The sequence below is a fragment of the Micropruina sp. genome (genome assembly GCF_047606365.1).
Classification (GTDB): domain Bacteria; phylum Actinomycetota; class Actinomycetes; order Propionibacteriales; family Propionibacteriaceae; genus Micropruina.
On sequence record NZ_JASGEN010000070.1, the window covers coordinates 20,156 to 31,486 of the forward strand.

General features: G+C 67.9%; 6 protein-coding genes. 4 read left to right on the top strand and 2 right to left on the bottom strand.

The window, feature by feature from the left end; all coding sequences use genetic code 11:
- Window positions 1-152 precede the first annotated feature (152 nt).
- Window positions 153-2,972 (top strand): hypothetical protein, encoded by a 2,820-nt coding sequence (locus QM624_RS08330; RefSeq protein WP_415090700.1) that lies wholly within the window; start codon window positions 153-155, stop codon window positions 2,970-2,972.
- Between the two features lie 287 nt (window positions 2,973-3,259).
- Here QM624_RS08330 and QM624_RS08335 read toward each other — a convergent pair whose 3' ends face one another.
- Window positions 3,260-4,150: a glycoside hydrolase family 16 protein gene (locus QM624_RS08335; RefSeq protein WP_415090702.1), complete on the bottom strand. Its 891-nt coding sequence runs from the start codon at window positions 4,148-4,150 to the stop codon at window positions 3,260-3,262.
- On the bottom strand, window positions 4,147-5,103 hold the full coding sequence (locus QM624_RS08340) for an NAD-dependent epimerase/dehydratase family protein (RefSeq protein WP_415090705.1): 957 nt from the start codon (window positions 5,101-5,103) through the stop codon (window positions 4,147-4,149). Before QM624_RS08340 ends, QM624_RS08335 begins: the two co-directional genes overlap by 4 nt.
- A gap of 138 nt (window positions 5,104-5,241) precedes the next feature.
- Between QM624_RS08340 and QM624_RS08345 the strand changes: the two genes are divergently transcribed.
- The 3 genes from QM624_RS08345 to QM624_RS08355 all read left to right on the top strand — a co-directional run bounded on the left by QM624_RS08345 (window position 5,242) and on the right by QM624_RS08355 (window position 10,707).
- Window positions 5,242-7,455 (top strand): glycosyltransferase family 2 protein, encoded by a 2,214-nt coding sequence (locus tag QM624_RS08345; RefSeq protein WP_415090708.1) that lies wholly within the window; start codon window positions 5,242-5,244, stop codon window positions 7,453-7,455.
- On the top strand, window positions 7,452-8,450 hold the full coding sequence (locus tag QM624_RS08350) for a glycosyltransferase family 2 protein (RefSeq protein WP_415090710.1): 999 nt from the start codon (window positions 7,452-7,454) through the stop codon (window positions 8,448-8,450). The genes QM624_RS08345 and QM624_RS08350 overlap by 4 nt, the downstream gene beginning before the upstream one ends.
- Window positions 8,451-9,378: 928 nt before the next feature.
- Window positions 9,379-10,707 carry a DUF222 domain-containing protein gene (locus QM624_RS08355; protein WP_415090712.1) on the top strand — a complete coding sequence of 443 codons (1,329 nt, stop codon included), beginning with the start codon at window positions 9,379-9,381 and terminating at the stop codon, window positions 10,705-10,707.
- Window positions 10,708-11,331 lie beyond the last annotated feature (624 nt).

Genomic DNA, 11,331 nt, shown 5'->3' on the forward strand with positions numbered 1-11,331 from the left:
AAGCCGCGCCGCTGCCCGAGGGAGGTTCGGACGGCGGACCATGCCAACCAGCGACAGGAGAAGCAGTGCGCACGCAAATCCAACGACCATCCGGGGGTGGGCGCCGCCAGGCCCCCCGAGCACTGGGGGGTGTAGTCGCGCTCGGTCTGGTGATGGGGACGTTCGCCGCAGCAGCACCGCTCGCCCAGGCCGCCTCGGTGACCGTCGGCAATCGAACCTTCGACGTGCAGAGCGCGAGCGTCGGCCAGGACAACTACCAGGCCGCCTATTCGGCCAAGAACAACGTGATCTGGGTCACCTCGACCACCCATAACTGGGACAGCGGTTCGCCGCGCGCCGACGTGTCGACGATCAGCAAGCTGAACCCGGCCACCATGCAGGTGATCAGCACCATCAAGCCCCGGACCCTGGACGCCGGCACGGCGACCGCGCGTCCGGAAGCCGCCTACGGCATCGCCGTCGACGACGAGAACAACCGGATCTGGACCAGCGCCACCCGCGAAGACGCCGTGGTGGTCTACGACCAGAGCACGGGCAATCGCGTCACCACCATCGGCAACGTGGGCCACAGCCGCGACATCGCCATCGATCCGTACCGCGACATCGCCTACGTCAGCGACCCCAACGGTGGCCAGATCACCAAGATCGACACCAACACGCTGCAAGTGGTCGAGACCCTCAAGGGCCTGACCACCGGCTTCTCGCCGATGGCTCTCGACCTGGTCGCCGACGCGAACACCGCGCTGCTGTACACGGTCAACCTGAACAACGGCGCACTGGTCGAGATCAACTCGCTCACCAAGAGCACCAGGGTCGTCGCGAACACCGGCGGCGACACGGCGTCCGGGGTGGCCGTCGACCGCTCTCGCGGGCTGGCCTACGTGTCCAGCCAGGGCAGTTCGGACGTCCGGACCATCAACCTGGCGACCGGCGCGCTGGTCAACACCGCCACGAGCTCGGCCTCACAGCTGAACACCGCGGTCGACGCGGCCAACGGACTGGTCTACAGCACCGGCTTCGGCGGCTCCAGCGTGCTCGTGGTGGACGCCGCCACCGGCGCGCGGATCGGCGAGATCCCGGTCGGCGCCGGCCCCAACGACGTGATCGTCGCGGGCGGCACAGCGTGGGCGGTCGACCGGGCACCCGGCGGTTCGAAGGTGTGGAAGATCACCCCGCAGGGCACCGGTGACCCCGATCCGGACCCGGATCCCGATCCGGAGCCCGAGAAGGCGACCGTGAGCGTCGAGGGAACCCCCACCATCGGCGGCACCATCACGGTGCGCGGCACCGGCTGGAAGACCGATGACGGCAAGAGCGGCTCCAGGATCGCCCTGAAGCTCGACGACGGCGCCATCGAGAAGACCGACGGCAACGACGTCTGGCAGATCATCGACGCCAACACCGACGGCACGTTCACCGCCCAGGTCACCCTGCCCGACGGCACCACCAGTGGCCCTGGTGGCTCCAACCCCGCCTACACCACCGGTGCCCACCTGCTCCGCTTCCTGACCGGCTCGCTCAAAGAGGGCGACGCCCGACGCAGCGAGAAGGTCGACATCACCGTCAGCAACACACCCGATCCCGATCCGGAGCCTGAGAAGGCAACGGTGACGGTCGAGGGCACGCCGGCCCTTGGCGGGACCGTCACCCTGCGTGGCACCGGCTGGAAGACCGAGGACGGCAAGAGCGGTTCGAAGATCGCCGTCAAGATCGACGACGGTGCCATCGAGAAGACCGACGGCAACGACATCTGGCAGATCATCGACGCCAAGGCCGACGGCACCTTCACCAGCACATTCACGCTGCCCGACGGCACCACCGGTCCGGCCGGATCCAACCCCGCCCTCACCACCGGTGCCCACCTGCTCCGCTTCCTGACCGGCTCCCTCAAGGAGGGCGACGCCCGGCGCAGCGAGAAGGCTGACATCAACGTCACCAAGGCAGCCGATCCGGAGCCGACGCCCACCCCGACGCCGACTCCTACCCCGACGCCGACTCCCACGCCGACGCCGACTCCCACCCCGACGCCCACACCCACCCCGACACCGACGCCCACCCCGACCCCGGGAAGCGCCACGGTGACCGTGAAGGGCAAGGCGACGGTCGGCGGCAAGATCACCCTGGTCGGTAAGGGCTGGACCACGACGAACGGCAAGGCCGGCTCGAAGATCGCGGTCAAGATCGACGACGGAAACGTCAAGAAGACCGACGGCAACGATGAGTGGAAGGTGTTCGAGGCCAAGGCCGACGGCACTTTCAAGGCCGAGCTGATCCTGCCGGACGGCAGCAAGCACGGCGCCTACGGCTCCAAGCCGGTCTTCAAGCCCGGTACGCACTCGCTGCTGGTGCTCTCGGGCAACCTCAAGCAGGGCGACACCGGACGCAGCGTGACCGTCGGCATCAAGGTCGGCAAGGCGCTGCCGAAGCCCAAGGCGAAGAAGCTGCCCAGCGTTTCAGGCACGGCCAAGGGTCACGAGGTGCTGACCGCGAAGACCGGTACCTGGAAGAACGCCAGCAAGGCCACCTTCAGCTACCAGTGGCTGCGCGACGGCAAGGCGATCGAGGGCGCGACGTCCAAGAAGTACCGGTTGACCGGTGCCGACGCGGGCGCCAAGCTCAGCGTTCGGGTCGAAGCGACCACCTCGAAGGGCGCCTGGGGTGTCGCCACCTCCAAGGCCAAGCAGGTGAGCAAGGCCAACACCCGGCTCACCGTCGATGTCACCCGTAACCAGGGCGACAAGCCGGCACGGGTGCGGGTCGAGATCGGTTCCCAGGACTGGATCAAGCCGGACGGCGGCGTGCTGACCATCAGCGCGAGCGGCAAGACCGTGACCGCGAAGGCGTCCGACAACTACGTCCGCGCCGACCTGCCCTGGCTGCGTCCGGGCATGAAGCACAAGGTCACCGTCACCTTCAGCGGCGATCGCGCGCTGCAGGGGTCGAAGGTCAGCTTCACCCTCGAGGTGCGCTGATCGGGTTCATCTCCTGGTGAACTGACCTGAGGAGCGAGGGTGGTGGCGCAATGCGCCACCACCCTCGTTTGCTTTTGCCATGGTGCCCCGCCCACCGCTGGTTTGGAGCTTGCCGCCCCCACCGCTGGTTGAGCTTGTCGAAACCCCTTGTCAGCACCCTGGAGTCCGGGTCTCGACAAGCTCGACCAACGGTCTCGGGGCCCTCGTCATCCCGGCCGCCGGGATCTCCCACTCTGCCGCCGCACGCCGAGATTCCGGAGCAAGCCCGGGATGACGAGTCGTGCCAGCTATTCCGCGAGCGCCCAGTACCGGACGTAGTCGACCTGCATGGTGGCCGGAAGCGTGGCGGAGCCGTCCGGGTTTCCCGGGTAGGCGCCGCCCATCGCCATGTTGATGATCATGTAGTAGCGCCGGTCCGGGACGCCGAAGGGCCAGCGCCCACCGGCCGGCATTCCGGCCGGGGTGACGGTGTGCACGAGCTGGCCGTCGTGGAAGAACTCCAGGCGCTCAGGCCGGATCAGCACCCCGAAACGATGCCACTCGCCATCGTTGACCGTGCCGGTGGAGTGCCAGCGGTACTGCTCCCAGTGCGCCGGACCACCGTGGATGTTGCTGGAGTAGCCCCAGGCGCCGTTGACCGTCTCCATCACGTCGATCTCCCCGCCGTCCGGCCAGGGCTCACCCTGCGACCGCAGCCAGAAAGCCGGCCACAACCCGGATGCCGGTTGCGTCGGCAGCTTCAGCCGCGCTTCGACGTAGCCGTAACCGACGCTCACCCGGTCGCGGCTGACCAGACGTGCGGAGGTGTAGGGAGAGGCCGAGTCGGCCCCGCCGGGCCGGGTGACGATGCGCAGCGTGCCGTCGTCGGCGATGAAGGAGTTCGCCCGCGCGGCGGTGTACTCCTGCAACTCGGCATTGCCCCAGCCGGTGGCGCCTAGCTCGAACCCCCACGTGGTGGCGTTCGGACGGCCGTCCGTTGTGGGCGAGAACTCGTCCTGCCAGGTCAGCGGCCCGCACGTCGGCCCGACCGGGCACCGGGTACCTGCGGGGACCGCGGCACCCCCGCGGATCTGCGGCGTCGACCCCGCGGCTCCGTTGACCAGCAGCGCCGCGACCGCAGCGGTCGCCAGCGCGGTGCCGGCGATCGCCAGCCGTCCGCGTTGTCGGGAGCGGCTCATGCGTCAGCGTGGACGGGGGCACCGACCCCCTGGCTGCGGAACCAGGCGGCGGTTCCGGCCAGGCCCTCGGCGAGCGGCACCTGCGGCAGGCCCGGGAACAGCTCGCGCAACCCGGTGACATCGGCCAACGAGTGGCGGACGTCGCCCACCCGAGCCGGTTCGTGGCGCAACTGTGGCGGTTCGGGCAGCACCGCTCCGATGCTGTCGACGAGTTCCAGCAGGCTCACGCTGGTGCCGCCGGCCACGTTGACCGGCCTGGAGTGGCTGGTGCGTTCGGCGACCGCCCGGCACAGCAGCCTGGCCACCGTGCCGGCATGGACGAAGTCGCGGGTCTGCAGGCCGTCGCCATGGATCGGCAAGGGACGGCCGCGCAGTCCGGCGTCCAGGAATTTGGGGATCACCGCGGCGTAGGGATGGTCGGCGCTCTGCCGGGGTCCGTAGACGTTGAAGAACCGGAGCGCCAACGCGGCCAGTCCGTAGCTCTGCCGGTAGGCGAGCAGGTACGACTCCGCCGCCAGTTTGGAGGCCGCGTACGGGCTGAGCGGCGCCGTCCAGTCGGTCTCGGCGATCGGCGTGGCCGGGTTGGTTCCGTACACGGCGCTGGAGGAGGCGAAGACCACCTGCGCGTCGACCCTTCGGGCAGCTTCGAGGACCTCGATGGTGCCGGTCACATTGACTTGGTGACAGCGGACGGGATCGTCGACGGACAGCGGAACGCTGCCGATCGCGGCCAGATGAAGTACCGCGCCCACCCCGTCCATCGCGGAACCGAGGGCGTCGGGGTCGGTGATTGAGCCGACGATGAGGTCGGCCGGGGAGTCGGAAAGGTTCTCGCGGCGTCCGGTGCTCAGGTCGTCCAGAACCCGGACGCGGACGCCGGGGAGGTCGCGGAACAGTCGGTCGACCACGGTGGAGCCGATGAAGCCGGCACCACCGGTGACCAGCACGATCATGAAGGTGTCTCCAGGGGGTTTGGATGGCGGTCGCGAACTTTACCCGATGATACTTAGGTTAGTCTTACCTAAATGACTTGTCCGTCCACTGAGGCCGCTGCTTCCACGCGCTCGGACCCCGTTCGCCCCGCTGTCGCCGTGGTGATCTGCGCCTATGACGAGCGACGTTGGCCGGTTCTGGAGCAGGCTGTCACCGAGACCGTCGATCAACTCCGCATCGGGGACGAAGTCGTCGTGGTGATCGATCACAATCCGGCCCTGCTGGCTAGGGCCCGCGACGCCTGGGTTGCACTTCCCGGCGTCCAGGTGCTGCCGAACGGCGGCGGACGCGGCCTGTCCGGGGGGCGGAACACCGGCATCGAACACAGTTCGGCACCGGTGGTCGCCTTCCTCGACGACGACGCAATCCCCCGCGCCGGCTGGCTTGATGCGCTCGGTGCACGGTTCGCCGAGCTCTCCGTGGCTGCTGTCGGCGGCGCCGTCCAGCCGCGGTGGGAGGCAGGTGCGCCACCACGCTGGTTCCCCGACGAATTCGGCTGGGTGGTGGGTTGCGATTATCGCGGTCTGCCGGGCGACGGCGCCCCGATCCGGAACCCGATCGGCGCCAACATGGCGATCGCCCGGGACGCCTTCGACGCCGCCGGCGGCTTCTCGGAACGACTCGGACGCACCGGCGAGCTGCCCACCGGCTGCGAGGAGACCGAGCTGGGCATCCGCATCCGTGCGGAACTGCCCGGACGCGTCGTGCTCCGGGACACCGCAGCGGTGGTCGATCACCTCGTCCCCGTGGCGCGCGGGAAGCTGCGCTACTTCGTCCGCCGCTGCTGGAACGAAGGCCGCTCCAAGGCGGCACTGAGCGCCCTGGTGGGTTCGGGCGCGGCACTGGCCAGCGAGCGCGGACACGCGTTGCGGCTGGTCACCGAAGCGCCGGCCCGCTACCTGCGCCAGGCGGCGTCCGGCGACCTGAGCGGCCTCGCCCGGGCCGGCAGTTGCCTGCTCGGACTGGTGGTGACGGGCGCCGGCTATCTGTCCGCGCGAGCACGCCGGGTGGCGAGCGTGACCGGTGGTGACCCCGAAACCGCTGAGCCGGCGGCAGACCCCTTCACTCCGATTCCCCTTGTCGACCTTGATCTGACTAGCCGGGATGCTCCCGAGTCTCAACCTCTAGGTGAGGTTCAGGTGCTGGTTCGTGCGCATGGCTGGCCACTGGGGCAGACCCGGGTGCGGTTCGATTCCGCACCCCGGGAGTTCTCCGACTGGCGTAGTGCGGTGGCAGCCGCCGACCCGGAGTTGGCGGCGTCCGCGGAACGGGCCCGCGGTGCGGCCGCTCCCCTGCCGGCATCGTCCGAGACGGTGAGTGTGGTGATCTGCACTCTCGGTCGCAACCCGCTGCTGGCGGACACCGTGCGTGCCGTGCTGGACCAGCGTGGACCGATGGATGAACTGCTGGTGATCGACAATGACCCCGGTTCCGGCGGAGTGACCGGTTTGCTGGCCGGGATCAGCGATCCACGGCTACGGATCGTCGACGAGCCGCGGCGGGGCGCCTCTCACGCACGCAATGCCGGCGCCCGGCAGGCCGGCGGAACACTGCTTGCCTTCACCGACGACGACGCGGTGCCCGATCCGGACTGGACGCTGCACCTGACCGCGGCGCTCACCGCGCATCCAGGCATCGGCTGCGCGACCGGGTTGGTGCTGCCGGCCGGGTTCGAATCCGCCGATCAACTCCGCTTCGAGGAGTACGGCGGCTTCGCCAAGGGCTACGCCACCACCTACTGGGCCCCGGCCGACGGTCCGGCCATCGAGGCGGCACTGACCAGCTGTGCCCGGGCAGCAGGCTCACCCACCGACGCGATTCCCGGACGCCGCGGCGCCGCCTTCCCGTACACGGCGGGCGAGTTCGGCTCAGGCGTGGTGGCCCTGCGGGCGCAGACGTTCGCCGAGCTGGGCGGATTCGACCCGGCCCTCGGCCCAGGCACCCCCACCCACGCCGGCGAGGACCTCGATCTGTGCCGACGGGTGTACCTGTCCGGAGCCGCGGTGGCCTACCACCCCGCGGCCATCGTCCGGCATCATCACCGGGCCGACGACGCCCAGCTGCGGGAACAGATCTTCGGCTACGGAGTCGGGCTTACCGCGGCGCTGGCGAAGCTGCTGCTGACCCAGCCGCGGCATCTGGTCGGCTTCGCCGCCCGCATCCCGGCGGCGGCACACATGCTGTTCGCGTCCGATTCCAAGAAGAACGCCGCGCTGCCGTCCGACTTCCCGGCGGAGCTGCTGCGCGCCGAACGGATCGGCATGCTGCTCGGGCCGCTGCGCTATCTGCGCTCCCGCGGAGGCTTGCGATGACCCCCACCATCGGTGTCGTCGTCCCCGTCTATCGGGTCGAGAGGTACGTCGCCGGCTGTATCGCCTCGATCGGTGCGCAGACCGTGGCCCCGGACCGGGTGATCCTGGTCGATGACCGCGGCGGGGACGCTTCCATGGAACGGGCGCTGGCTGCCGCCCAGCGGGCCGGACTGCCGGTCGAGGTGGTCACCCAGCCCGAGAACCGCGGACTCTCCGCCGCCCGGAATGCCGGCCTGGCCAGGCTGGACACCGATCTGGTCTGGTTCTGCGACTCCGACGACACCGTCGAACTGGAGTTCCTCGAAGAGATGCGCCGCGCGCTGCTGGAGTGTGACGCGCAACTGGCCATGTGCCGGACGGCACGGGTCAACGAAGCAGGCGAGACGCTCAGCATCGATGAGGACGCGTTCGACGAACCGGTGATGTCGGGCGCCGAGTTGGCCCGGCGATTGCTGCTCAGCGAAGCCCGTGGCTACGCGTGCAACAAGCTGTTCCGCCGCGAGTTGCTCGGCGACGCGCCGTTCCCGGAGGGACATGTCTACGAGGACGTCGCCCCCATGCTGCGGATCGCCCTCGGCGCCGAACGGGTCGCTCTGGTCGACGCGCCGCTTTACCGCTACCTGATCAACGAGACCTCCATCTCCCGACGCTTCGGCCCGCACACCCACGACCTGTTCGTCCAGGACGACCACGTGCAGACGCTGCTCGCCGGTGCCGGCGTGTTCGAGGGGAGCGAGGCCGACGCCTGGCGCTGGGCCCACCTCCGCTTCCGGTATGACGGAGTGGTGTTCCCCGCGGCCAACATGGCGTTGCGGGCGAAGCTCGCCGGCGAAGATGACCCCGAGGTAGCCCAGGTGGTCGCCAAGGCGCGCGCACTGATCCGCTGGTCAGATCTCCCCAGACTCTGGCGCGGCGGCGCCCGCCGGCAAACCATCGCCGCAGCGATCCTGACCCTGAGCCCCCGGCTGTACGCCCAGATTCTTAATCGCCGCTGACCAGAACCCTCCCGCCCGATGGACTCGTTGAGCTTCCTCCTAGTCCGGGTGACCAAAGGGACGGCTCCGGTGACCAGGGGGACGGGTTCCCCCGGTCACCAGGGACGGCTCCCGGTCACCAGGGACGGCTCCCCCGGTCACCAGGGACGGTTCTCTCGGTCACCAAGGACTGTTCTCTCGGTCACAGGAGATAGTTCCTTCGGTCACCGGGGAGGTTCTTCGGGCGCCGCCGGTCGGCCGCCTCTCCACCGCGTTGGAGCGACTAAGGGAGAGACCTCGGCCTCGGTGACCCGGACGCCGGTTACTTCGCTCACCGGGGACGGTTCTCGGTCACCTGGGAGGTTCTATCGGGCGCTGTAGGTCGAGCCTGTCGAGGACCCTCGCCAACGCGTTGGCGGTCAGTCGGGCGGGTTGGCGGCCGGGCAAGCTGGTCCAATTGTTTCGGGGTCGAACCAATCAGACCTCGTCATCCCGGCGGACGCCGGGATCTCATCCAACTGGACGGCGCAGCAGCAATCTCGACATCGGTGACTGCTGGCGGGAACATATGCCGGTTTCGTGTTACAACCCGAAATCCGGAAGGTTTCCCGAAATCAGTGAGCGATCTCGACATCGGTGCACCCAAAATTCTGCACGATCTGGCCATCCGACGACCCGATGCCTCCGTTGGTCGAGCTTGTCGAGACCCTCCGCGGCGGGATTTCTGCAAGCAGATCTCGACGTAAAGGTGTTGTCACAGTGTTGTCAGAAACCACTCTGGTGTTGTCAGCTTCAGAAACCATGTCTGTGGCGTCAACTGCTGACGAAAAGTGTCAGCCCCGGCCTCTACCGTGGTCTTCATGAATCGCATCACCGGTGTGGCTACGGGATTTATCCCTAACCGGTTGGTGAACGGTTTTTGTCAGTGGCGACGTTTAGGGTCAACGGTATGAGCATCGACGTAGAGCTAGGGACGGCGGTGGCGGATTTCGCCACCGCCGTGGCCGGCCTGCTCGATGACCTCAACTACAGCGACGTGGCGCTACTGGCGGATCGGAAACAGCTGGCCCTGGTGGCTGAGCTGTTGCAGGTGCAGTCGCGGTTGTCGGGTGTGGTGCACACCGTGCTCGGCCAGGTCGATCGTGGCGAGGCGGCGATGACCGCGCACGGTGTCCCGACCGTCAGCTGGTTGGCGTCAGAGCTGCGCTACACCCGGGGCCAAGCCTCCGCGATGCTGCACCACGCCAACGACCTGCACCGGTTCACCCAACTCGGCGACGCACTGCGCGACGGCGTCGCCAACGACCGGCAAGCACAAGCGGTCACCCAGGTGTTGAAGAAACTCCCCACCGACCTGGGTGTCGAAGCCGAAGCCAAGGCACAGGCCACGATGGTCGGCCATTGTGAGGAGTTCAACAGTCACGAACTTGCTGGCCTCTCGCGGTATCTGCTGGAGGTTGTCGCACCCGAGGTCGCCGAAGAAGCCGAAGCGAAACGTCAGGAACGCGAGCTACGGGACGCGCAGCAGGCTCGGCATCTGAACTTTGCCGATGACGGGCATGGTTCCACCACCATCAAAGGCTCCCTCCCCACCGCCGATGCAGCCTTGATCAAGGCACAGATCGAAGCACTCGCGCAGCAGATGCACCGCACCGCCCTGGAACTACGCGATTCCGGTGTGGCACAACCATCGTGGCCGCAACGCCGTGCTGACGCCCTGGTGGAGTTGGCCCGCCGAGTCGCGATCCAGCAGGCAGCACCCAAACATGGCGGCGATCGTCCCCATGTGGTGGTGTTGATCGACTACGACGATCTGCTCAGCGACTGCCACAGTGCCGGTCTGGCTGACGGCACCCAGTTGACTGCCGGCCAGTTGCGGCAGTTCGCCTGTGATGCCGGGGTCCTGCCGATCATTCTGGGTGGCCCCTCCGGCGTGCTCGATGTAGGCCGCGAACAGCGCCTGGTCACTCCCGATATCCGCCACGCCCTCCATGTGCGCGACAAAGGCTGCGTGTTTCCTGGTTGCGACCGGCCCGCTGCTGATTGTGACGCGCACCACATCCAACCGTGGGCTCAAGGTGGTGAAACATCGCTATCGAATCTGTGTTTGTTGTGTAAACATCACCACAATCTGTTGGAACCAGATACGAAACGGGCGCCGGAGCTGCAATGGCAGATCAGAATCTCGACCGATGGGATTGCGGAGGTGATTCCGCCACGTTTCGTGGATAGGCATCGGCGGCCGCGACGTCATCAACGATTCCGGCCGCCCGGATAGACGGGGAGAATTGCGGGTGTGTCGGTTGAGCGCACGGCCGGAAATGTGCGCTTGTGCGGAATGGGTCTCGACAAGCTCGACCAGCGGTGGCTGAGCAAGGTCTCGACAAGTTCGACCGACGGTACATACGTCATCCCGGTGGGCCCCGGCATCTCCTCGATCGGAGAGTTCGGGCCGTAGAGATCCCGGATCAAGTCCGGGATGACGGGTGACGGGGTGCGCCAGCGCGTCCGTCCGCGAGAGAGGGTCTCAACCAGCGGTGGAGCCCCGTCTCGACAGGCAGTGGGTCAGGTCTGGTCAAGCTCAACCGGCGCTCGGTCAGGTCTCGTCGAACTCGACCGGCGCTGGCTCAGGCCTGGTCAAGCAACCGGCGCTCGGTCAGGTCTCGTCGAACTCGACCGGCGCTGGCTCAGGCCTGGTCAAGCAACCGGCGCTCGGTCAGGTCTGATCAAGCTCAACCGGCGCTGCCTCAGGTCTCGAGAAGCTCGACCAACGACGGTTGGCCCGGCAGTGACGCAACCGGAAAGCGGAGTGGGCTGCACCCCGTCCGGGTAGGTCGGGCGTAAAGCGCGCGAGCCCCCTGCCAGGGTCTGAAGGACGAAAGCAGAAGTAGGGCGAGCCAGC